Here is a 22733-nt window from a genome sequence, read left to right as displayed (position 1 = left end):
ACGATGTAAGGACGATGGCTTCGATGGGTCCCTGGCCGGTAAGGTCGTCTGCACCGTGCTGGGTAGTGGAGGTGCGGCTGCCTTGACCAGGCCCTGCCGGGCGTGGTGGTGCGTCCCAGGCGGAGGCAGGTGCACGAGCGGTGCGGGTGCACGACGGCGCGAAGGCAGATACCCGTACCCGGGCGAGCCGGAGGCAATAACCCGCGGTCCGCCCGCCCTGGCCCCGCCTTTCGGACGCCGGCGCATGACACACTCGGCGCGACCCCGCCACCATGCCGGGGCGTATCGAATATCGTGCACGGCCTTATCGGATGGTGATGGGTAGACTGGCAGCAACGACACCACAAGAGTAGGGAAGCGCATGGCACTGAGACGGGACACGGTTTTGCATGCCGATATGCAACGGGTCATCGAGACCCTGCACCGCGAGCGCACCTCGGTGGAGCCCTATGCCGACCAATATCGCGAACTGCTCGACAACCACGGCAAGATGATCCGCGCCTCACTGGTGCTGGCCTTCGCCCACGCCCGCGCCCGCGGCAATGCATCGGCACCGGCGCCCGACCGGCTCGACGACCTCGTCATCACGGGGGCGGCCGCCATCGAAATGCTGCATCTGGCGACGCTGGTGCACGACGACGTCCTCGACGGAGCACCGGTACGGCGCAACCAGCCCACGGTGCAGACCATCGTCGGCAACAAGACCGCGATCTATCTGGGAGACCTCATCCTGACGCGGTACATGGAAATCATGGCGTCAATCGCCCCGAATCTGGCATTCGTCCGGGAACAGTCATCGACGCTGCGCGAGATCGTGGCCGGCGAGCTGATGCAGGAATCCTCACGCCACGACACCACGGTGAGCGTGGACCATTACATGCAGGCCATCGGCGGCAAGACCGCGGCGCTGTTCCGGCTCGCCTGCCTCACCGGACTGCGGTTGAGCGGCGACGAGGCGCCCGCCGACGCGTGGATCACGGCGGCGACGAACTTCGGCGACCATCTGGGCACCGCCTTCCAGATCGTCGACGATCTGCAGGATTTCGATCTGTCCAAGGACACCGGCAAGCCCAAGCTCGAGGACATCGCCGACGGCATCTACACGCTGCCCGTCCTGTTGGCCCTGCGCGAGGACCCCGCCATGGCTGATATCCTCAACGACCCTCAGGCCGTCGTGACGTATTTCGCCGACCACCCCCAGGCGATGCGCGAGAGCCGATCCATCGCGTCATACCACGTGCACGAAGCCGCCGAGGCACTCGATACCGTGCCGATGCACGAGCCAATCAGGACGTTGCTCGACACGACGCTGCGTCGTTTCGACGCCAGCATCTGAAGGTTGGCGCTCAGTCCCCGTCGCTTTCGCCGACATCGAGATGGTACAGGGCCCGGAACCGCGCGTTCATCCGATAGAGTTCCGCGGGTTTGCCCTGCATGACGATGCGGCCGTGCTCGAGGAAGACAATGCAATCGGCCTGTTCGAGACCCTGCAGATGGTGCGTCACCCACAGCAGCGTGCGTGAGGCGCTGGCCCGCAGGATGACGGTCATGACGTCGCGCTCCGTGATGGGATCCAGTCCGATGGTGGGTTCGTCGAGCAGAATCACGGGCGTGTCCTTGACCAGGATCCTGGCCAGGGCGAGGCGCTGGCGCTGCCCGCCCGACAGGCGTTGGCCCGACTCGTCCACCGGGGCGTCGAGACCACCGGGCATGGCCTTCACCTGTGCGTCGAGACGCACATCCTCCAACGCCTTCCACAACCGCGCGTCGCTCGCCTCGGGCACACCCAGGCGGATGTTCGCGGCGATGGTCGTGTTGAATACGAACGGGGCCTGGTTGAGATAGCCGAAGATGGCCGACCGCGCATCCTGCAGGGCCCGCACGGGGATGCCGTTGACTCGAATCTCGCCGGATTGCGGCAGCAGGTCGCCCAGCAGCAACTGCAGGATCGTCGTCTTGCCCTCGCCGCTGGGGCCGAGGAGCGCCACTTTCTGGCCGGTGGTGATGTGCAGCGTGAAGTCGTCGAGCAGCGGCGGGTCATCCGGGGTGTAGGCGAAGGTCACATGGTCGAAGTCGATGGTCCTCACCGGCCCATCGAGGCGGCGTTGGGGCACATCCACGGGCCGATGGCTCTCGACCCGATCGGTCAGGGCATTGAGGTGGCTGAGCGAATCGGTGTACAGCGGGATCTCCGCCGCGGCCTGCGCCACGACAATAAAGCAGTCGATGAGCGGGAACAGGGACAGCACGACCGCGGCCGCGAAGTCGGCGTGCGCCGTGGTGCCGGTCAGGAACAGCGCCGAGCCTACGATGAGACCCACCGCCGCAATGCCGAAGACCAGCTGGATGGCGAGGTTTCTGTGCCGTTCGAAGGTCTCGCGCTCGCGCCGGCTCGCTGCAATGGTGGTGAACTGGCTGGCTCCGGCCGCGGCGAATTCGTCGGAGCGATGCGTGATCACCCAGTCGCTCAGTCCGAGGAACCCTTCGGTGACGCGGGTGTACTCCTCCTGGCGCGCGACCTTCTCGCGGTGGTAGCGCCCATCGGCGAAGCCCAACGAGACCATGGGGGCGAGCACGAGCACAAGGGCGAGCAACAGGAACATGAGCGCGCTGGTCGGCCAGGAGAACACACCGACGGCGACGGTGACGGCGACCCACATGATGTAGGCCACGACGGCCGGGAAGATCGTACGCAGATAGAAGTTCTCGAGGTGATCGAGATCGTCGGCCAGCACACCGAGCACCGAGCCGGTTCGCTCGTGCTCGGTGAGGAAGGCCGCGTCCCTGGACAGCGTGCGGTAGAGCTGCACGCGCAGTTTCGACACGACGTGCAGCACCCAGTTATGGCTTTGGATGCGCTCGAGATAGGTGAAGGTGGGGCGTCCCAGGCCGAAGGCTCGCGTGAGCACGATGGGCACGTAGACCATGAGAATGTTGTAGGGGTGTCGGGCCGAACGGCTGATGAGGAAGCCCGAGGTGAACATGAGTCCCGCCCCGCACACGAACGTCAGGGCGCCGAGCAGGAAGATGAGCGTGAGGCGCACGCGGTTCTGCTTGAGGTACGGCCAGAACCAGTGGTCGTGGCGCCATACCCGCAGATACCGCCGCAGGCCGGGCCGCGTGCGGTCCTCATTGGTTTCATCGGACCCGTTGACCGCGGAATACTGCCCCGTGGATGATGTGGACCCGTCCTGCGGTGTCGCATGGCGCGTCGCCGTGTGGGGTTGCGGACCTGCGCCGGCGACATTCTCGTCGGCGGCCTTCGTACCCATGGTTGCAGTCATTGGTGTTTCAGTCATTGGTGTGGTATCCGTCAATCTGGTTGCCTCCCATCTCGCCGATCAACTCGTCCAGCGCCCCGCCCCGGCCCTTGAGCTCACGGGGGTCGCCCTGCTCCACGATGCGGCCGTGATCGAGCACGACCACGCGGTCCACGTCGTCGAGCCAGTGCAGCCGGTGTGTGGCGAGGATCACCAGATGGTCGCGCATCACGGGCAGTAGGGTGCGTTTGAGCTCGTATTCGGTCTCGATGTCGAGATGGGCGGTGGGCTCGTCGAACAGCAGGATCTCGCGGCTGCCGTCGAGCATCACGCGGGCCAGGGCGATCCGCTGCGCCTGGCCGCCGCTGATGCCGCGGTTGCCCTCCCCGATCGCCGTGTCCAAACCGTGCGGCAATGTGGCGAGCCAGTCGGCGAGTCCGGCCCGATTGGCGGCCACGCACACCTCGTCGTCGGGCGCATCGGGACGGTAGAACCTGATGTTGTCGGCGATGGAGCCGTGGAAGATGTACGGCGTCTGGGGGATGTAGCTGATATGCCGCTGCCAGGCGGCGACATTGAGATGCGGCAGGGGTGTGCCGTCGAGGGTGATCGTGCCGTATTGGGGCAGATGGAATCCGGCGAGGAGGTTAACCAGTGTCGACTTGCCCGAGCCCGAGCGCCCGATGACGGCGACGCGCTCATGGCCGTGCAACTCGAGATCGAGGCCATCCAGGACCACCGGTCCGAGCGAGACGGTTGTCTCGGCCGACGCCGTCGTCGCGCGTTCGCCGCGACGCCTACGGCCACGATCGGGTGTGGACGGTTTGGCCGGAGCCGTGGGCTCCTCGGCCCGTGGGTAGGAGAATGTCACATCGTGCAGGGCCAGCGTGCTGGAAGGCGTCCAACCATCCCAGGCCGTCGTCTCGTCGCGCGGGGGCGCAGGGGTTTCAAGCAGGGTCATGATGTCGTTCAGGGCGTTCTTGCCATTGAGGGTCGCGTGGTAGTCGTTGCCGAACTGCCGGATCGGCAGGAAATACTCCGGTGCCAGGATCAGGGCGAACAGGGCCGGGAAGAGCGCGATGGCGCCGCCAATGAGGTTGTTGCCCAGAAACACCGCGACGATGGCGATGCTCAGCGTGGTGAAGAAGTCGAGGGCGAAGGTCGAGGTCATCGCGACGCCGATCACGGCCATGGTCCTTCTGCGGAATCGTTCGCTGACCGTGTAGACCTCGCGCTCGTAGGCCTGCGAGACGCCGAGCATCTTGAGCGTCGGCAGGCCCAGGATGGTGTCGACGAAACGGTTGTTCAACATGCGGAACTGCTCGTATTGACGGTCGGACTTGTCGCGGGCGGCGATGCCCAGAATCGCCATGAAGAAGATGAGCAGCGGAAGCGCGCAGAGCAGCACGAGGCCGCTCAGCCAGCTCTGCGACCAGACGACGATGAGCACGACCACCGGGATGATGGACATATCCATCATCTTGGGCAGGACGGTTTGGATGTAGGTCTTCGTCTGATCCAGCCCGTCGATGAGCATCGTCACCGTCGCACCGGTACCGCGCCGCGCCATGCTCGAGGGGCCCGCGGCGAAGATCGCGCGCTGGACGCGGGGCCTGAGCTCCGCGATGGTGCGGTCGGCGAAACGCGTGCCGACGCGCTGTTTGCCGACCTCACACAGCTGACGCAGCACGAACGATCCCGCGAACACGGCCACAGGCACGGGCAGCGCGTCCAACGACCGCAACTGCCACAGACGCACCAACGACTCGGTCAGCCCATAGGACTGGCCGAGAATCGCCAGCGCCTGGACGAGCGACAGCAGCATCAGCACGCTCATGGCGGCCCGGAAGCCCGGGAACTTCTGCAGACGTGGATCGATCACTGGATTGCATCCCCTTCATCGGCATCGCGCCTCCTTGATGCCGTACGTCATCAGGGCCGACGCCGAACGTCGCCCTAGCGGCGCCCGTCACACTGGATATTCGATATGGTACGACGGCGCCCGGCAACTGCCCTCCCCGTACCAGGACGCCTCGCATAGGCGAAACGTCATGAGTGCACGGGGGGGGGGACGCGGTCGGGCGCCGACGCGGTCAGTAAGCCTGCGAAGCCTTTTCGTCGGAGACGGACAGGCGCTTGCGCTGGATGACGTAGCTCCAGATGAAGTACGCCAGGACGATGGGCAGGAGCACGACCAGCACCACCGTCATGATGCGCAGCGTGTACGGGCTCGCCGAGGCACTCGCGGCCATGAGGTCGTGCATGCCTCCGCGGGAGACCATCACGCGCGGGAACATGCCGTTGAAGATGAAGGCGATCACGCCGACCAACGTCAGGCCCGAGGCCACGAAGGCCACGCCACCTCGATGATTCGTGGCCGCCAGATGCGCGACGACGGTCGCGGCGAGGATGATCACCGTGATCAGCCAGCTCGTGATGGGCCGCAACCGGTAGAAGTCGGTGAGGAAGAACGCGAGGACCACGAAGACGACGAGAGCCGGGTAGGCGATCCAGTAGAGCTTGCGCGACGTGTTGAGCATGTGGCGCGAGCGATTGGCGTCGAGCTTGAGGCTAAGGAAATGCAGCCCGTGCACGAAGCAGAAGAATACCACCGCCACACCGCCGACGACGGAGAGCCAGTTGAACACGTCGGTGAAACCGGCCCAGACGTTACCGTCCTTGTCCATCGGCACGCCCTGGATGAGGCTGGTGAGCATCATGCCCAGGAAGAACGGGGCCGCGAGGCATCCGACGAAGTTCGTCCACTGCCATACGTTGCGCTCACGTCGGGTCAGCGCATGGGCCGAGAACTCGAAGGAGACGCCGCGCAGGATGAGTGCGACCAGCACGAGGAACAGCAGCAGGTAGTAGCCGGAGAACAGGCTGGCATACCACAGCGGGAAGGCGGCGAACATGGCGCCGCCCGCCGTGATGAGCCAGACCTCGTTGCCGTCCCAATGCGGGCCGATGGCGCGCATGTAAAGCCGCCGGTCCTCGGAACCTTCGGCGATGAAGCGCGTGGCCATGCCGACGCCGAAGTCCAGTCCGTCAAGGAACAGGAATACGGCGAACAGCAACGCGATGACGAAGAACCATAATCCTTGCAGCACACTCATGCGAGCTCCACGCTCCTTTCATGCGATGCGGCCGCACCGGCCGTACCCTTCGGCGCCAGATGCAGGGCCGCACCATCCGGGCCATCCATGCCGTCGATATCCTCGATCGGCAGGCCGTCGCCGGCCGGACCTTGCAACAGCACCCGACGCGAATAGAAGATCATGACACCGCCCAGCACCAGGAAGAGCAGGAAGTACACGATGTTGGTGAACAGCAGGCTGCCCACGGTGGCCGTCGGCGAGACGCCGTCGGCGATGGTCAGCAGGCCGTACACGATCCACGGGTAGCGCCCCATCTCGGTGATGAGCCAGCCGCCGGTGTTGCCGATGAACGGCAGGAAGGTGCACACCCCCAGCACCCACAGCATCCACCGGTTGCGCAGCAGCGTCGTCTTGTTCCGCCGTGTGAACCACAGCGCGAGCAACGCCACCAGCGCCACCCCGAAGCCGACCGCGGCCATGAACCGGAAGCTCCAGAACAGCACATTGACGGGCACGTAATAGTTCATGTCCGCGCCGAATTTGCCGTCGTACTGCTGGTGCAGCTCCTGGTTGATGGTGTTCATGCCCTTAACCCCGCCGGACAGGCGGTGGTAGGAAAGCAGCGAAAGCATGTAGGGGATCTCGATGCCCTTGGAGGTCTTGGCCCCCTCGTCGATCAGGGCCACGGGGGTCCACGCCGCCGGGTCGCCGCTGTCCTCGTAGAGCCCTTCGGTCGCGGCGAACTTCATGGGTTGGTCGTCGATGATGAACTGGGTCTGCAGATCTCCGGCCCCGATGGTCAGGACGGCGCCCACCAGCGCGACGACGGCACCGAACCTCACGGACTTGGTGAAGAAGATCCGGTCGGAGTCGCTGTGCTGCGTACGCTTGCGCAGCAGACCGAAGGCGGCCATGCCGAGCATGACCATGCCACCGGTCAGCACCGCGCCGAAGATGACATGCGGGAACGCGCGCCACAATTGCGGGTTGCCGATCACATCGGTGAAGCTGCGCAGTTTGACGTGCCCCGTCTGCTTGCTGATCTCGAATCCGGTGGGGTGCTGCATGAAGCTGTTCGCGGCCAGGATCCAGATGGCCGACATGATCGAGCCGAGGCACACCAGCCAGATGAACACGGCGTGGACGGCCGGCTTGAACCGGTCCCACGTGAACATCCACACACCGATGAAGGTCGACTCCAGGAAGAACGCGAGCAGCGCCTCGATGGCTAGCGGGGCGCCGAAGATGTCGCCCATGAACCGCGAGTAGTTCGACCAGTTCATGCCGAACTGGAACTCCTGGATGATGCCCGTGACGACGCCCACCGCGAAGCTGAGCAGGAAGACCTTGCCCCAGAACTTCGCCATGGTCAGATAGATCTCATGCTTCTTCACGGCGTACATCGTCTCCAAAATGGCGACGCAGAGCGCCAGACCGATGGATAACGGCACGTAGAAGAAGTGGAATATGGTCGTCATGGCGAATTGGAATCGCGACAACCCTAGGATACTCACGACCGTGCTTCCTTTCCCAAGCGCTGCGGCACGCCTCCGGTGGTTCCGGCGGCCGATGCGTCAGTTGCTTGCCAGCATTTCCTTGACATGCGCCAGCTCCAGCACGGAGCGGTCGTTGACCAGTTTCTTGACCAGGGAGACCTTGTGCCCCTTGAGCTTCCAGTGTCCGAGCATGTCGATGCTGGCCACGCCCTCGTGGGGGCCCAGCGAGCACACGGTGCCGACGCTCTTGAACACGAAGGGTTGGGTCGGGCGGCCGTCGATGAGGGCTGCCACGTTCGCCGCGGCGGCGTCGGCCTGCGCGATGGCGATCTGCGCGGTGGTCGGATAGAGCCTGCCGGAAGAGGCGTCGGGGACGGCCGAAACGTCGCCGATGAGGAACTCCCCGGGGTGCCCCTCCACGGCAAGGTCCTCGCCCACGACCACGCGATTGCGCTTCTGGTCGTATCCGGAGTCGTTGATGACGTGGCTGCCGCGCACGCCCGTGGTCCAGATGACGGTGTTGGCGTGGAACTCGAGGTCGCCGCCGATGACGACGCCCGGCTTGACCTCGGTGATCGCGGTGCCGGGGTGCATCTCGACGCCGTGCTTGGTGAGAAAGTCGACCGCCCAGGTCGAAAGATCCTCGGGCAGCATCGGCAGGATCTTCTTGCCGGCCTCCACGCAGATGATGCGCATGCCGCCCTCGGGCAGCCCGTATTGCTTGGTCCAGCGCGGGACCTGGTGGACGAGCTCGCCCAGCAGCTCGATTCCGGTGAACCCGGCCCCGCACACGACGATATGCAGGTCGTTCTCGTCGTGGCTTGTGGCGTAGTTGGCCAGCGTGCGTTCGATGTGCTCGTGGACGGCCACGGCGGAATCGATGTCGGTGAACGACAGGCTGTGCTCCTTGACGCCCTTGACGCCGAAGGTCTCCGACTCGAAGCCCAGCGCATTGACCAGGTAGTCGTAGGCCAGCGGCTCGCCGTGCTCGAGGATGACGCGCTTGTTCTCACGATCGATCGAGACGACGGTGTCGATGACGACGTCGACCCGGTGGTCGACGGCCTCGCGGATGTCGAACGTGATGTCCGCCGAGGTCTTCGTGCCCGCCGCGACCTCATGGAGTTGGGTGGATTCGTAGTGATACGGATGATTGTTGACGAGCACGATATGCGCGTCGACCTTGTCGTGCATCAGACGTTTCACCGTCCGAAGCCCCGCGTAACCGCCCCCGAGAACCGCTATAGTCGCCATTGTTGCCGCCTTCAGCATTACAGAGTGAATTTCCTGCGGGGTGGATTGGCAAACGTCGTCGTTTCCCCGATGACGCGGGAATCCGCCCACTGCCCATGAGTATAGTCAATCCGACCGCACGGCAACGCGGTGAACGGCCGTGAAGGGGCCGAAACGTGCCGTTTTGAGGAATATCTCACATTGCGATCGAGTGGTCGACATCCGCCGCCTGGCACGGGGCATACCCACACATAACGAGACCGGCCCGCCGCGGATCTTACGATCATGCGGCGGGCCGGTCTGATCCGCGGTCATCGAACTGAGATCGCGGATCAGGACACCGGGGTTACTGCTCCCCTGCTTGTGTCAGTTACTTGTGTACTTGTGTACTTGTTGTCGTTACTTATTGTCGCCCTTGGAGTTCTTGACACCTTCGCCGACACCATCAATGGCATCCTTGGCGTCGGCGAAGGCCTCCTTGGCCTTGCTCATGGTCTTCTCGACCAGACCCTCGGACTCGGCCTTCTTGTCCCCGGTCACCTGGCCGAAGGCCTGCTTGGCCGCGCCCTTGAGCTCATCGAACTTGTTGTCCGCTGCGTGGTTGTCATCTGCCATGATATGCACCTGCTGCTTTCTGTTGTTGATTGGGTTGTTGGTTGGTTGACATCTCTTGACACCTGTGGTGCCGGTGGTGTCGGCGCCGTGCTTCTAACGTGTTGTGACCAGCGCCGCGCGCCGAGCCTCACCGGACCGGGTGTTACTTGTCCTTGTTGACGCTTCGGATGACGAAGGAGACGACGAGCACGAGAATGACCGCACCGATGATGGAAGGAACAATCGCCATACCCGCAAGGCTGGGTCCCCAAGTGCCGAACAATGCCTGCCCGATCGACGACCCGATGAGTCCCGCCAAGATATTGGCGATCCACCCCATGGATTTGCCTTTATTCGTAATCGCCCCCGCGATGACACCGATAATTGCGCCTACGATAATGGACCAAATCATTATTGCCTCCTTACTGACCGGTCTCAAAAAGCGACCAGCCGATCTGTCGTCGTTACAGGCTATCACAGCGAAGACTGCGCAACCTGAATGCGCCGGGACGAACGCCGGGACGACACCGCCCTCAGGCCTTGCGGCGCTTGACATGACGGCTGTTGGTAGCAGATTCCCAGGCGGCTGCACAATCCACCGAGAACGAATATCGTCACGATGCCGCCGCGATTGTTGTAAAATATTGTGTTTAGGCGATGCGCGCCGGAATGCGCCGGGATACACGCGAGGATACGCCGGAATGCGTCAAAATCCTCGAAAACCGTAAGAACCCTTCAGGATCCTTCAGCAATCGTCAGCATGTGTCAGGGCCGGATTGGTGCGGGGCCGCCCAACGCCTCGTAGATGGGCCGTCCACCCAGCACGTCATAGATGATGTAGGCGATGAACGTCACGAACGCCAGCGGCATGAGCACGCCGAACGAGGTCATCTCCGCGACGAGCACCACAGCAGTCAGCGGGGCCTTGCTCACCGCGCCGAACAGCCCGCTCATCCCGGCGACGATGAGGATCGGGACAATGGACGGCCGCCCCGCCCAACCGAGGTCGCCGAGCACACCTCCACACACCGCCCCGACGAGGGCCCCCAACGTGAGAATCGGCAGGAAAATGCCGCCGGGACTGCCCGAACCGTAAGTGATCTGCGACACCACGAACCGCACGGCCAGAAATCCCGCAACGATCGGCAGGGCATACCCGCTGCCACCCAACGCGTTGATGAGCGCGTTGCCACCGCCGAGCAGCACGGGGTGCCACAGGCCCACCGGCATGGTCAGCAGCAGCGGCACGGCCGCGCGCAGCCAGACAGGGATATGGCAGCGCACATACCAGCGATCGGAACGCAACACGGTCCACGCATATGCCCACGCCCCCAGGCCAAGGGCCACGGCGAGCACCGCGAGCGCACCGTACTCACCCAGACCCGGCGCGGCCAGCGTGGGGAAGCGAAAGACCGGAGCCAATCCGAAAACCTGCTGGGCGACCGCATCCGACGCGAGGGCGGCGGCGAAGGATGACATGCCGATCTGCAGGGAGAATCTGCCGTAGACCTCCTCCGCCACGAAGAGCACCGCGGCCACCGGGGCATTAAAGGCGGCGGCGAGCCCTGCCGCGGCGCCTGCAGCGACGAGCTCACGCCGGAACCGACGTGTCGTCGCCGTCCTGTCCGACAACCCCATGCCCACGCAGGCGCCGAGCTGAATGCTGGGGCCCTCACGCCCCGCGAATGCGCCCGGACCAATGGCGAGAATGCCCCCGATGAATTTCTTCCACAAGACGTCCCACCACGGGAACGAAAGCGCCGACGGGCCGCGCAGACGGCGTTCGACGTCGGGGATGCCCGACCCTTTGATGAGTGGCTGCGAGGCGATCAACCCGGCGATCACCGCCGACACCACGAGACAGCCCGCAATAGCGGGAACGATCTGCCAGAGATGATTCGGCAGCCCCCAATACCACCATTGCACCGTCTCCAGGCCCCTCGCCAACAGCCAACGGAACGCGCTGACCACCGCCCCGCCCAGCACGCCCACGAGCACGGACCAACCCACGAGCCGCAGGGACACGGTATGGTGCGATACCGTCCGGTGCGACGCCACCGCCACTCGGCGCATCATGCGCCGCAAGACATCCGCCCGTTTCCTGCCCATGCTTGGCACGATAACCACGCACACGGACGAGGCCCGCGACGCCATCCGATTCGCGTGCGTCGTCTCACGATGACCACGCGTGCGGACGAGGGCCGTCACCGCCCAGGCGACATCGCGGCGGTTGCCCGATCACTCATTCACACCCGACACCGTCGCCATCGCGATCGAGACGGTGGTCATACCCAGGCTCTCCCACCCTGATGGGTGCCTTCCCGGCAGCTCTGACCGCGGCGCAGCTGGCGTAGAAGACATTCTGATCCTGCGCCGGCGGTTGAGGTGGGTTCTGGTCCGGAGCAGGGGTTCCCGAATTCGTCTGACCATCATGCTGATGTTCAGCGTTGTTTCGTTCCACCTCCTTTCGTTCCGCCTCCTTACGTTCCGCCTCCTTACGTTCCGCCTCCTTTTGATCGGCGACTTTCTGATCGATGCTGTGCCGCACGGCATCCATATCCCGCTGCAGGGCATTGACCCCATCCTCGTAATCCGGGAGGCTCTTGGAGTCGAGCGTGGCCACACGATCTATGTCACCGTGCAACGTGTTGCGTGTATTGTCGTCGGACACCTTGCCATCTGAGGAACTCAGCAATGCGCGGACATCATGCACCTTGGCGGTCAGGCCCCGTTTCGCTTCGGCAAGCTTGTCACGGGCGGCCCGATCCTTTGCGGATTCATGTACGAGCAGAATCCGTGGGGAACCATCGTCATCCGACACTGATTTGACGATCCAGTTGGACTTCTTCCAGACTGTTTTCCATCCGAAGTCTCAACCGTGTACTCGCCCTTGTCGATATGCGCATGGTTCAATATCTTGCGCGCATCCGTCCACGCCATTCCCACCAGACCGAGTTTCGCGACCTCCGAGTAACTGCCGGTGTCCGATTCGCGAGCAGGGGCAGAAGCGGAGGCGGCCGTCATCGGAGCTGTCGCCTCATGCTCTCCATCACCCGTCGACCCGCCGCATGCACACAACCCCAGCACCATGGCCACTGCGACCTCTGGGGTGTGACAGTGGAAGGTGGTGGTGGGCTTCGGTGGGTGTGGCCGGGTAGTTTTCTTCCATCAGCTGAAAGATCGTCTTGTTTTGTGTCCTGTGTTGAGGCCCTCTACTGTTGGTTGTGCGGGCGGTGGCCTTATCCATGATGTTGCGGAGCCGCCATACGCGGCGGGGCGCGCACGTCAAACTGCTTATAAGCGTCTCGGGCAGGCCGGGTGGCCGTTTCTTCCGGTCTGTTGTGTTTTCGGCCGTGCGGCGTGGCACGGCCGAATGTGAACAGGAATTCGAATCAGTAGGCGCGCCGATTCCATGATTCGGTGAACGTCTGTCAGCCTTCCAGGAAAGGAACTCTGATGACAGGTCTCGATACTTTTGAAAAAAATACAAACAGGGCACCGAACCATCCAGGGCCAGGTTTCCGTGAACAGACACAGAACCCTCCGGGTACGACGGCGGCCATGACGCCTGAACCGGACCATGGCGAGAACTCCTGGGTCGGTAGGAACAGGCTCGAAGGGGTGAGGGCTCTGATCACGGGGGGCGACTCGGGAATCGGGCGTGCCACGGCTATCGCTTTCGCCCGGGAAGGGGCGCATGTGGCGATATCCTGTCTGTCGTCGGAACTCGAGGACGCGCGGCGTACGTGCGAGTTGATTGATGTCGACGGTGGTGGTTCGTGCCGGGTGTTCGAGACTGACATCCGTGACGAGAAGCGGGCCAGGGAGCTTGTCGATGATGTCGCGTCCGCGCTGGGTGGGTTGGATGTGCTGGTCAACAACGCGGGTACGCAGTGGGGTCGGCGTCCGAATGGTTTAGAGGATGTGACCGCGGATCAGATGCGTGACGTGTTCGGCACGAATCTGATCGGTACCTTCCTGGTCACACAGCAGGCGTTGAAGTATATGAAATCCGGGGGGAGCATCATCAATGTCACGTCGATCCAGGCTTATGACCCGTCCGGGAATCTCATCGATTACGCGGCCACGAAGGCTGCTCTGACTAATTTCACCGCGAATCTGGCGCAGCAGCTAGGACCGAGGGGGATCCGGGTGAATGCCGTTGCTCCCGGACCGATCTGGACGCCGTTGATCACGTCGACCATGCCTGCCGAAAGCATCCCGGAATTCGGGAGGAACACTCCCTTGGGCAGGCCGGGGCAGCCGAGCGAGCTCGCGGGGGCCATGGTGTTCCTCGCCAACAACGCCGAGGCTTCCTATGTGAGCGGTACGGTGCTCGCAGTGACCGGTGGAAGACCGATCTTCTGATGACGCCCGCACCCGATGGCGGATCCGCCTATACCGGTCCGCCATCGGGGCTCAGGCCAGCTGTGGACCCATCTCCCACGCCTCCCGATGCACCACCCCATGCAATCTGACCAGTGTCTCCTCCGACATGAGACCATCATCATAAAGCTGCTGGCAGGCCGCATCGAAAACGGCCAAATCGTGGTGGAGGACATCGGCGTCAAGCATGACCACAGGATAGCAGGGGTGCCTATTCCGCGCACTGCCCGCGACGTGGGTACCCGAGATCTAGACCCGGGGAGATAGGGTCACGATAGGCCCCCCTTAGTCAATCGACCTCAATGACGAGAGTCGGTCCGGGCACGTTGAAATCAGTCTTCCAAACTGATTACGCGGGTTCGGTACTCACCTGATGCCAATGTTCACGGGCTATCATGTCATTCATTTCTGACTACATTTTGAGCACACTTTATCGTGATAGCCCGTGAAACATATGATTTGCCATGAATTCGTAAGACAAGAGATCAACAACGGAAACCAAGACGGCAGTAGACCTCACCCACTCACAGAAGAGATTACTGAACATCGCAAAAAGTGCGAGCAAAGGGACTCGAACCCTCACGACCGCAGTCACAGGAACCTAAATCCTGCGCGTCTACCAATTCCGCCATGCTCGCGGCGCCCCGGATGCCGCATGGGAGACCACGCACCCATCCGCCGGAACAACGTGACCAATCTAGCATGCACCGCGAACGCCTTGGCTCATTAACAGCAGGTGGCTCATCGACAACGCCGCGCTTATCTGCAACACGTCGGATATCTACAACATGTCGCTTATGAACAGGGCGCATTACAGTGGTGGTCGTACGCCCGCAGTCCGTCGAGCCTTCGCAAGAGGAGCGCCATGTCCGCCACCATTCAGCCGCTGACCCTGCTGCTCATCCTCCTCGCGGGCTACCTGTTCAAACGATTCGGGCTATTCTCCGACCGCGATTACCGCGTCGTGCAGACGGCGGAATTCAACCTCGTGCTGCCCGGGGCCATCATCTACTCCTTCGCCACCAATCCGCACCCCACCTCGCTGCTGCTCATCGCCGCACTCTCCTTCGTGGCGGCGCTGCTGCCGGCGGCACTCGGTTTTCTGGCGACGAGGCGCCGGCCAGTCGCCGACCGCGCATTCCTCATGCTCAATTCGTCCGGGTTCAACATCGGCTGCTTCACCTTCCCCGTGCTCCAGTCGCTGCTCGGCCCTGCGGCGCTCGTGCCCGCGGCGATGTTCGACATCGGCAACAACATCATGGTCGCGGCCGGCACCAACGTCATGACGCAGACCCTGCTGCACATCAAACCCGGCGCGACGTTGGCCGAACAGCACGCGGGGGCGGCCCCCACCCTGCAGTATGCGCGGCCCGCCGACCGCGACGCCCGCAGACTGACCAGACGGGCGCTGCTGCGCAACATCGCACGCGGCTTCCTCACCTCACCATCCTTCGACGTGTATCTGGTGATGATCGCGCTCATGGTGACCGGCCTGAGCATGCCGCAGTGGGTGGCGACGGTCTCGCAGCCGTTCGCTACGGCGAACGCCTTCTGCGCGATGCTCATGGTCGGCATGCTCACCGATCTGCCCGAGTCACGGCGCGACGTCCTCGCCGTCGCCGAAGTCATCGCCTGGCGCGTGCCGTGCGGCCTGGTATTCGCCGCCGCGGCGTGGTATCTACTGCCGTTCGATCCTCTGGTACGCGAGGCCGTGGCCCTGTGCTGCATGGCGCCGACCGCGGTGTTCTCGACGATGTTCACCGACCGCGTGCTGGGCAACGCGAAACTGGCCGGACTGACCCTGTCGCTCACCGCCGTCCTAGCCATCGTGATGATGGTCGGCACCCATATGATCCTGCACGTCTGATTGTGTACGCTTGATCCGTGCGGGCGAGATGTGCGAAGCCGAACGGGGATGCCGACCATCCTCTCCGATTGGGCCACCACTGCCGGTGGCTCGGGTGATCCGGATCTGCCGGGAGCATGGCCTGACCCGTTCCATGGACGCCAAGGGCCGCTCTCGGAGACCATCTCGTCCGGTACCGGGAGGGGAAGGATCAAAACCCGATCCGGCATGAGCATCACCACCAAACGCCGTGAGCTCGGATTTGTGACATGATGCAGGAACACAACAAGGTGCCCGACAATTCGTCACCCCCCAGCTCAATGTGGCACGACGAAACACATGAGTCCACAGGCCATCAAACGGATTCACGCCTATAACGCGACTTCGCTCCATGCGGCCGCCCGGGGAATCGCCCGTATGGAGGGCGACAACAGGACGATCAATGCGCCGACCACCAGCATCGCCAGGAAGAACACCACGGCTACACGGAACCCAACCGCCGTGATCAAACCGCCCGCACACGCGCCGCAGAACGCGGACAGCGCCTGGGCCGGTGCAGTCAGGCTGCTGGCGATCCTGCCCTGCATGCGTTCCGGAGCCTTGGCGAAGACGAACCCGAGCAGCAGCGCATTGATGAGAGGAAACGGCAACCCGACCAATGAATTGCTGATGAGTATCAACGCATAGCCGTCGCCCAACGTCATCGGCACCACGACGGCGCATATGAAGGCAAAGGCCACGCACATGGAGCGGCCCACAGGGACCGAGCCGCCGATCCTGTTCGCCAGCAGCGATCCGAGGAGCATGGACGCACATATGCCGGCGTTGATGAGTCCTATGTTGGCTGCGTTCACTCCACGGGAAGCCAGAGAGAGCTGTATCGCATACTGGACACCGTTAATCCCGAAATTGGCCAGACTCGCGGCCATGACGATACGCATGACGGTTGCACGACGCAGCATCCACCGCCATCCACTCACGAAATCGCCCATGAAGGACGCCGTTCTCCCGGAGCCGACGACCATGCACCCAGCTTCGGCTCCTTCGTCGGCCCCAGCATCGGCCCCGTCACCGGTCACTTCGCCGGCGGTTTGCGATTCCCTGATCCTGCAGGCCGCGACACCCGATACCATGTGGGCCACGGATGAGACCAGAAACGGAAGCCAAGGACGAACCGCGTACAGAAAACCCCCTACGGGACCTCCCGCCATATTGACAACCGCGTCCCTTCCCTCGTTCACGCTTCGCGCCCAGGGATAATCGCGGATATCGATGATCGATCGGAGCATAGCATCGGCGGCGCTTCCAAGCAAACCGTTCACGGCGGAGGCGAGGACCGCTATCACCAGCAAGTTCGTGAAACGCAGCATTCCGTACAAACCCAGCATCGCGATGCTCCCCCAGGCAAGGAAGCCGACGAACGCATTCACGATGATCAGCCGTTTCCGGTCATGGCGGTCGACGTACGTCCCCCCGACGACGCCCATACCCTGTTGCGCCAGCAGCGACGCCGTTGCAAGCCATCCGGCCCGGGTGAGGGAACCCGATACTGCATACCCGATGAGCGACAGGGCGAGGGTCCTGAGCGATACCCCCACGGCCCCAGCGGTGTCGGCAGCGAACCACGAGGCGTATCGAGCAGACGCGTACCATGGTTTGCCCGGGTCCGCTGAGCCTGAGGTTTGTTCTGCGTTGGAGGTTACGATCATGGCCGGCTCATGTTCTTTGCTGTAATGTTGCCCCGAGTCTCGGTAGTAAGTGCGAGCCTATCATCAGCAAACTATTTGCACAAGTTATTTGTGCAAATAGTTTGCTATCATTGTCCCATGACGCAAACACACCTTGGAACACCGGGAGAGGACAAGCCCCGTACCGGCACCCGACGCGACCCAACCGATTCGAACGCCCTGACGGCGATGTCGAACCCGCTGCGCATGAGGATCCTCGGTATACTGCGGGTCGAGGGAATCCAAACCGTGGGATCCATCAGCACACGAATCCACGAGGCGCCGGGTTCGGTGAGCTACCACCTTTCCCGACTGTCACGCGCCGGTCTCGTGGAGAAAATCCACCACCACGACGGCGACATGAGGAAAAGCTGGTGGAAAGTCACACGACATGCCACGTTGCTCCCCGCCGCCAGGCGACCCGACGACCCGGGCGCACCGCATGAGGCCACGGACCCGTTCCGCAGATCGGCGGCCCTGTCATACGAACAGGCCTACGAACGGTATCTCGATGCCATCCCACGACTGTCCGCGGATTGGGTCGAAGCGGGGACGAGCGACAACGCCGTGCTGCGGCTGACCCCAGACGAGACGAACCGCATGATCCGTGACCTCACCGAGGTGATACACCGCTGGTCGGCCGTCGCGGACGCGCATGTCCCCGACGATCCACGCACCAGACAGGTAGCAGTGATACTGCAGGCCTTCGCCTGGATCCCCTGAACGACGGCGAATACAGGCGGCTGGACATGGTTTTTCGCTCGTTTCCTGGTCGTTTCGAGCGGGTCGTTCACGTTGTGTAGTGAATTCCAGGCAGCTTCGACTCGATGGCCTTAAAGGAACGGCTATATACCGCCAATTCGCGTGACGGCCCGAGACCGGACACCGTCGGTGTCCGCAAAAAGACTACACAACGTGAGAAAGGAGACGAACGTCCACATGAGGGGCCCGTTTGGTGCGCACCCGCGCGCACCCACGCACGACCGGTATCAGCGCCGACGTACGGCGTCAAGCATGCGGTCGACGGCCGGCATGAGCGCCTTGATGGCCTTGCCACGGTGGGAGATCGCGTTTTTCTCATCGGCGGTGAGCTGGGCGCTGGTGAGCACCGAGCCGTCCGGGTTCGTGCGGTTCGGCTGATCGTCCGGCTCGAAAATGGGGTCATACCCGAATCCGTGCTCACCGCGAGGGCCCCGGATGATCCTGCCCGGCATCTCGCCCATCCCCACATGCTCCCCGCCCGCGGGGTCGACAAGCACAGCGGCGCAACGGAACCGGGCCGTACGCTTGGCATCGGGGATATCGGTGATCTGAGCAAGCAGCAACATGTTGTTCTCACGGTCATGCCCGTGGACGCCGGACCACCGCGCCGACAGGATGCCGGGGGCCGCGCCAAGCACATCCACGATGAGACCGCTATCGTCCGCGATGGCGGGCAGGCCCGTTTCGCGCGCGACCGCACGGGCCTTGAGCAGGGCGTTCTCCTGGAAGGTCATCCCGGTCTCGATCGGATCCGCCAGATGCAGCGAGCCCGCCGACACCAATTCGACATCGGCCGCACGTTCACCGAGATCCTCCTCGAGAATGCGGCGCATCTCCACCAGTTTGCCCTCGTTATGCGTGGCCACTACGATCTGCATCGCGACCCATCCTTCCCATCATCCATCGTCATATCACCCGAATATCAGCCGACAGCCGGGGTTCGGCGCACATGGCCGCACCGGGCACGCAGTCGTCACACGGCCGTAGCACCCAGCCATCAGATACTCGACTGCATCCTCACCGAAATCCTCGGCGGCACCCTCGGCGACATCCTCATGCAGACGCTCGTGCACATCCCCGCCGCACCCTTACTCGGTACGCCGTTAATCGGTACGCCGTTAATCGGCGCATTAATCGGCGAGCGCCTCGCTCTGCGCGCGCTGCAACTCGCGGTTGCCCTGCTCCGCCAGGTCGAGCAGACGGTTCAGCTCAGTGCGGTCGAAGGGACGGTGCTCGGCCGTGCCCTGGATCTCGATGAACTTTCCCGCGCCGGTCATGGCGACGTTCATGTCGGTCATCGCCCGGCAATCCTCCGGATACGGCAGGTCAAGCATCGGCGTGCCGTCGATGACGCCGACCGATACCGCGGAGACGCAGTCGCGCAGCACCTTGTCGGGCGAAGAGATATACCGCTTGTGCGCAGCCCAGCGCATGGCATCGACGAGTGCGACGTAGGCACCGGTCACGGATGCGGTTCGGGTGCCGCCGTCGGCCTGCAGCACATCGCAATCGAGCTGCACCTGATATTCGCCCAGGGCCTTCATATCGACGACGCCGCGCAGGCACCGTCCCACTAGGCGGCTGATCTCGTGCGTGCGACCGCCGATCTTGCCGCGCACGGACTCCCTGGCGGTGCGCTCCGAAGTCGCCCGGGGCAGCATCGCGTACTCGGCCGTCACCCAGCCCAACCCGCTGTCGCGGCGCCAACGCGGCACGCCGGCCGTGAACGTGGCGGTGCACATCACCCTGGTGTTGCCGCATTCGATAAGCACCGAACCCTCGGGGGCGTCGGTGAAACGGCGCGTGATCTTCACGGGGCGCAGTTCGTCGACCTTCCGCCCGTCGACGCGCACGGTCGCGTCGTCCCTTGTTTCGTCAGCAGTATTGTGCGTTGCAGTCATGGTTTCAACGTATCACCAGGCGCTAACGCTCCCCGGCCTCAGCTCATCGGCCGACCAGTATGGATCGGGGCGGTCGGCGGACGTGAACGGAACGCTCCCCGGTCTCAGCGGCCGACCAACGGTTTGGCCGGCAGGATGCGGTCGATGAGGAAGATCACCAGCCCCAGAATGGCGAACCCCGCAAGCATGCCGACGCAGTTGATGGCCAGCTGCTCCCAGCTGATCTGCGTCGGATCGATGAAGCCGTACGGGTACGGGTCGCCGCCCGCCCGCGGGCCCGAATGCGGCCAGAGCCAGCCCCGGATCAGCACGAACGCGAGATAGACCGGGAAGTAGAGCAACCAGGTCAGCGGGTACGTCCAGCCGATGCGCCGGTGCTTATCGAACAGCAGGAAGTCGATGACCGCCATGATCGGCGCGACGCGGTGCAACAGGATATTGGTCATGATGCCGAAGACGTATTTCGCGGTGGCCGGGTCATCGGGTGGCAGAATCAGCCAGGCGACCAGACCGGTGACGATGATGAACAGCGTCACGCAGCCCTTGAGCCACGCCGGCGGCTGACGACCGTCCAGCAGGCTCGCCGCACCCGCCCAGAGCATGACGAAACCGAGCAGCAACCCGGTCTGGAAGGTGAAGAACACCCAGTAGTTGACGGCGTGCCAAGCCACGCTCACCGATGCCAGGCACACAAACGCGGTGGCCAGACGCCACAGTCCCACAACATATCTCATGCCGCCCAGCCTAGCCGGACCACGGCATCGCGCCGCAACCGGGGCACCTAGACGTCGGAGGCGAAGGCGGCCGCCGTACCAAGGACGCCGGCATCGCGGCCGCCACCACATTCCATGTGGGGTCGGGGGGGGGGGCGAACATGCGAACTGTCGCCTCGCCCGCCGCCCTGTCCGCCGCCCTGCCCGACGCCCTGCCCACCGCTTGGCCTGCAGAACCCGTCCGTCGGGACGTCACCCGACGCGACTAGACTGGCGGCTACATACGCCCTGATGCAGGAGATCTAAGGAGACCCGATGGCCGACGAGCAAACCACAGCGCTGATGACCGACATGTACGAGTACACGATGCTCGACGCGGCATTGCGGGACGGTACCGCGCAGCGCCGGTGCGTGTTCGAGGTCTTCACCCGACATCTGCCCGAGGGACGTCGCTATGGGGTGGTGGCTGGGACGGGCAGAATCCTCGACGCCCTCGAACGATTCCACCTCAGCGACAGCGACCTGGCCTTCCTCGCCGACCGTTCGATCGTGAGCCGTGAGACCATCGACTGGCTCGAGCACTTCCAGTTCTCCGGCCGCATCTCGGGCTACCGCGAGGGCGAGATGTTCTTCCCCAACTCCCCCATCCTGCAGGTCGAGGGGACCTTCGCCGAATGCGTCCTGCTCGAGACGCTCCTGCTGTCGGTGCTCAACTACGATTCCGCGGTCGCCTCGGCCGCTTCGCGCATGGTCACCTCGGCCAAGGATCGGCCCTGCATGGACATGGGCGGTCGCCGCACGAACGAATCGGCCGCGGTCGCGGCATCCCGCGCCGCCATCGTCGGCGGGTTCCAGGGCACGGCGAACCTGCTCGCGGCCAAGATGTACGACCTGCCTGCCATCGGGACAGCCGCGCACTGCTTCACGCTGTTGCACGACTCCGAACGCGACGCATTCCAAGCCCAGATCGACGCCTTGGGCAAGAACACCACCCTGCTCGTGGACACCTATAACATCGAGGAGGCCGTGAAGACCGCCGTCGAAGTGGCCGGCACCGAACTCGGCGGAGTGCGTATCGATTCGGGAGATCTGGCGGCACTCGCGCAGCGTGTGCGCAACCAGCTCGATGCGCTCGGCGCGCGCAATACGACGATCACCGTGACCAACGACCTCGACGAATACGCGCTGGCCTCGTTGCAGTCCGCCCCCGTGGATTCCTACGGCGTGGGCACGATGCTGGTCACCGGCTCCGGGGCGCCGACCTGCGCCATGGTCTACAAGCTGGAGGAACGCGAGAACCGCGACGGCGTCATGCAGCCGGTCGCCAAGAAATCCAAGGACAAGGCCACCGTACCGGGGCGCAAACTCGCCTACCGGTCCTACGAATACCAATTGGCGGACTGCGAACACGTCATCGCCGGCTCCGAGGAGCAACTGAACGCATTCCAACCGCAGGACAACTGGAAGGACCTCTTCGTCACCTACGTCGGCCACGGTCAGATCGACCACTCCTACCAGGGACACGACGCCATCATGAACGCCCACCGGCACCGCGCCGAGGCTTTGCGCGAACTGCCCATCGCCGCGCAGTCGCTGATGAAGGGCGATCCGGCGATCCCCACGGAGACGACCGTCCTGTGAGACGGACTCCGGCGTCGACGCTTTGGTCCGTCGATTAGGACTAGGCCTGCGGACTCAGCGTTGATTCATCAACTCG

18 protein-coding genes and 1 tRNA gene are annotated in these 22733 nt (G+C 63.6%); 5 read left to right on the top strand and 14 right to left on the bottom strand.

Features of this window, described 5'->3' with window-relative positions:
* Positions 1 to 361: 361 nt before the first annotated feature.
* Entirely contained in the window at positions 362 to 1336 is a 975-nt protein-coding gene (locus tag BMON_RS09195) for a polyprenyl synthetase family protein (protein ID WP_051917833.1), read from the top strand.
* 10 nt (positions 1337 to 1346) lie between these two features.
* Here the strand turns inward: BMON_RS09195 and cydC are convergent, their stop codons facing one another.
* The 9 genes from cydC to BMON_RS10550 all read right to left on the bottom strand — a co-directional run bounded on the left by cydC (position 1347) and on the right by BMON_RS10550 (position 12502).
* Positions 1347 to 3284, bottom strand: coding sequence for a thiol reductant ABC exporter subunit CydC (gene cydC, locus BMON_RS03335; protein ID WP_051917832.1), 1938 nt, complete (start codon positions 3282 to 3284; stop codon positions 1347 to 1349).
* A 7-nt stretch (positions 3285 to 3291) separates the two neighbouring features.
* On the bottom strand, positions 3292 to 5142 hold the full coding sequence (gene cydD / locus BMON_RS03330; protein ID WP_033512605.1) for a thiol reductant ABC exporter subunit CydD: 1851 nt from the start codon (positions 5140 to 5142) through the stop codon (positions 3292 to 3294).
* A 211-nt stretch (positions 5143 to 5353) separates the two neighbouring features.
* Positions 5354 to 6376 carry a cytochrome d ubiquinol oxidase subunit II gene (gene cydB / locus BMON_RS03325; RefSeq protein ID WP_033512603.1) on the bottom strand — a complete coding sequence of 341 codons (1023 nt, stop codon included), beginning with the start codon at positions 6374 to 6376 and terminating at the stop codon, positions 5354 to 5356.
* Entirely contained in the window at positions 6373 to 7872 is a 1500-nt protein-coding gene (locus BMON_RS03320) for a cytochrome ubiquinol oxidase subunit I (RefSeq protein WP_081882829.1), read from the bottom strand. The genes cydB and BMON_RS03320 overlap by 4 nt, the downstream gene beginning before the upstream one ends.
* A gap of 60 nt (positions 7873 to 7932) precedes the next feature.
* Positions 7933 to 9108 (bottom strand): NAD(P)/FAD-dependent oxidoreductase, encoded by a 1176-nt coding sequence (locus BMON_RS03315; protein WP_033512601.1) that lies wholly within the window; start codon positions 9106 to 9108, stop codon positions 7933 to 7935.
* A gap of 378 nt (positions 9109 to 9486) precedes the next feature.
* Positions 9487 to 9702, bottom strand: coding sequence for a CsbD family protein (locus tag BMON_RS03310; RefSeq protein WP_033512687.1), 216 nt, complete (start codon positions 9700 to 9702; stop codon positions 9487 to 9489).
* Between the two features lie 142 nt (positions 9703 to 9844).
* Entirely contained in the window at positions 9845 to 10093 is a 249-nt protein-coding gene (locus tag BMON_RS03305) for a GlsB/YeaQ/YmgE family stress response membrane protein (protein WP_033512600.1), read from the bottom strand.
* Between the two features lie 353 nt (positions 10094 to 10446).
* Positions 10447 to 11790 carry a ClC family H(+)/Cl(-) exchange transporter gene (locus tag BMON_RS03300; protein ID WP_051917831.1) on the bottom strand — a complete coding sequence of 448 codons (1344 nt, stop codon included), beginning with the start codon at positions 11788 to 11790 and terminating at the stop codon, positions 10447 to 10449.
* A gap of 133 nt (positions 11791 to 11923) precedes the next feature.
* On the bottom strand, positions 11924 to 12502 hold the full coding sequence (locus BMON_RS10550) for an excalibur calcium-binding domain-containing protein (RefSeq protein WP_051917830.1): 579 nt from the start codon (positions 12500 to 12502) through the stop codon (positions 11924 to 11926).
* 740 nt (positions 12503 to 13242) lie between these two features.
* Between BMON_RS10550 and BMON_RS03290 the strand changes: the two genes are divergently transcribed.
* Positions 13243 to 14049, top strand: coding sequence for an SDR family oxidoreductase (locus tag BMON_RS03290; RefSeq protein ID WP_237745308.1), 807 nt, complete (start codon positions 13243 to 13245; stop codon positions 14047 to 14049).
* A 574-nt stretch (positions 14050 to 14623) separates the two neighbouring features.
* Here BMON_RS03290 and BMON_RS03285 read toward each other — a convergent pair.
* Positions 14624 to 14705, bottom strand: a tRNA-Leu gene (locus BMON_RS03285).
* Between the two features lie 227 nt (positions 14706 to 14932).
* On the opposite strand from BMON_RS03285, the gene BMON_RS03280 reads away from it, so the two are divergent.
* Entirely contained in the window at positions 14933 to 15934 is a 1002-nt protein-coding gene (locus BMON_RS03280; RefSeq protein WP_033512597.1) for an AEC family transporter, read from the top strand.
* Positions 15935 to 16284: 350 nt separating this feature from the next.
* Here BMON_RS03280 and BMON_RS03270 read toward each other — a convergent pair whose 3' ends face one another.
* Positions 16285 to 17622: an MFS transporter gene (locus tag BMON_RS03270; RefSeq protein WP_033512594.1), complete on the bottom strand. Its 1338-nt coding sequence runs from the start codon at positions 17620 to 17622 to the stop codon at positions 16285 to 16287.
* A gap of 117 nt (positions 17623 to 17739) precedes the next feature.
* On the opposite strand from BMON_RS03270, the gene BMON_RS03265 reads away from it, so the two are divergent.
* The gene (locus BMON_RS03265; protein ID WP_161786323.1) at positions 17740 to 18363 is read left to right on the top strand and encodes a winged helix-turn-helix domain-containing protein; all 624 of its coding nucleotides are present in this window, start codon (positions 17740 to 17742) and stop codon (positions 18361 to 18363) included.
* A gap of 266 nt (positions 18364 to 18629) precedes the next feature.
* Here BMON_RS03265 and rdgB read toward each other — a convergent pair whose 3' ends face one another.
* The 3 genes from rdgB to BMON_RS03250 form a co-directional block, all read right to left on the bottom strand.
* On the bottom strand, positions 18630 to 19280 hold the full coding sequence (rdgB, locus tag BMON_RS03260) for an RdgB/HAM1 family non-canonical purine NTP pyrophosphatase (protein WP_033512592.1): 651 nt from the start codon (positions 19278 to 19280) through the stop codon (positions 18630 to 18632).
* A 252-nt stretch (positions 19281 to 19532) separates the two neighbouring features.
* Positions 19533 to 20303 (bottom strand): ribonuclease PH, encoded by a 771-nt coding sequence (rph, locus tag BMON_RS03255; protein ID WP_051917827.1) that lies wholly within the window; start codon positions 20301 to 20303, stop codon positions 19533 to 19535.
* 104 nt (positions 20304 to 20407) lie between these two features.
* Positions 20408 to 21037 carry a Pr6Pr family membrane protein gene (locus BMON_RS03250; protein ID WP_033512589.1) on the bottom strand — a complete coding sequence of 210 codons (630 nt, stop codon included), beginning with the start codon at positions 21035 to 21037 and terminating at the stop codon, positions 20408 to 20410.
* Between the two features lie 294 nt (positions 21038 to 21331).
* On the opposite strand from BMON_RS03250, the gene BMON_RS03245 reads away from it, so the two are divergent.
* Positions 21332 to 22657: a nicotinate phosphoribosyltransferase gene (locus BMON_RS03245; protein WP_033512587.1), complete on the top strand. Its 1326-nt coding sequence runs from the start codon at positions 21332 to 21334 to the stop codon at positions 22655 to 22657.
* The last annotated feature ends 76 nt before the right edge of the window (positions 22658 to 22733 follow it).

Source organism: Bifidobacterium mongoliense DSM 21395 (assembly GCF_000741285.1).
GTDB lineage: Bacteria > Actinomycetota > Actinomycetes > Actinomycetales > Bifidobacteriaceae > Bifidobacterium > Bifidobacterium mongoliense.
This window is presented reverse-complemented; position numbering and strand designations above follow the sequence as displayed.

Bases quoted from the DNA above. Each gene is read 5' to 3' on its own strand.
- BMON_RS09195 (WP_051917833.1), top strand. From the start codon at position 362: ATGGCACTGAGACGGGACACGGTTTTGCATGCCGATATGCAACGGGTC.
- cydC (WP_051917832.1), bottom strand. From the start codon at position 3,284: ATGACTGCAACCATGGGTACGAAGGCCGCCGACGAGAATGTCGCCGGC.
- cydB (WP_033512603.1), bottom strand. From the start codon at position 6,376: ATGAGTGTGCTGCAAGGATTATGGTTCTTCGTCATCGCGTTGCTGTTC.
- BMON_RS03315 (WP_033512601.1), bottom strand. From the start codon at position 9,108: ATGGCGACTATAGCGGTTCTCGGGGGCGGTTACGCGGGGCTTCGGACG.
- BMON_RS03310 (WP_033512687.1), bottom strand. From the start codon at position 9,702: ATGGCAGATGACAACCACGCAGCGGACAACAAGTTCGATGAGCTCAAG.
- BMON_RS03305 (WP_033512600.1), bottom strand. From the start codon at position 10,093: ATGATTTGGTCCATTATCGTAGGCGCAATTATCGGTGTCATCGCGGGG.
- BMON_RS03300 (WP_051917831.1), bottom strand. From the start codon at position 11,790: ATGGGCAGGAAACGGGCGGATGTCTTGCGGCGCATGATGCGCCGAGTG.
- BMON_RS03290 (WP_237745308.1), top strand. From the start codon at position 13,243: ATGACGCCTGAACCGGACCATGGCGAGAACTCCTGGGTCGGTAGGAAC.
- BMON_RS03280 (WP_033512597.1), top strand. From the start codon at position 14,933: ATGTCCGCCACCATTCAGCCGCTGACCCTGCTGCTCATCCTCCTCGCG.
- BMON_RS03270 (WP_033512594.1), bottom strand. From the start codon at position 17,622: ATGATCGTAACCTCCAACGCAGAACAAACCTCAGGCTCAGCGGACCCG.
- BMON_RS03265 (WP_161786323.1), top strand. From the start codon at position 17,740: ATGACGCAAACACACCTTGGAACACCGGGAGAGGACAAGCCCCGTACC.
- rdgB (WP_033512592.1), bottom strand. From the start codon at position 19,280: ATGCAGATCGTAGTGGCCACGCATAACGAGGGCAAACTGGTGGAGATG.
- rph (WP_051917827.1), bottom strand. From the start codon at position 20,303: ATGACTGCAACGCACAATACTGCTGACGAAACAAGGGACGACGCGACC.
- BMON_RS03250 (WP_033512589.1), bottom strand. From the start codon at position 21,037: ATGAGATATGTTGTGGGACTGTGGCGTCTGGCCACCGCGTTTGTGTGC.
- BMON_RS03245 (WP_033512587.1), top strand. From the start codon at position 21,332: ATGGCCGACGAGCAAACCACAGCGCTGATGACCGACATGTACGAGTAC.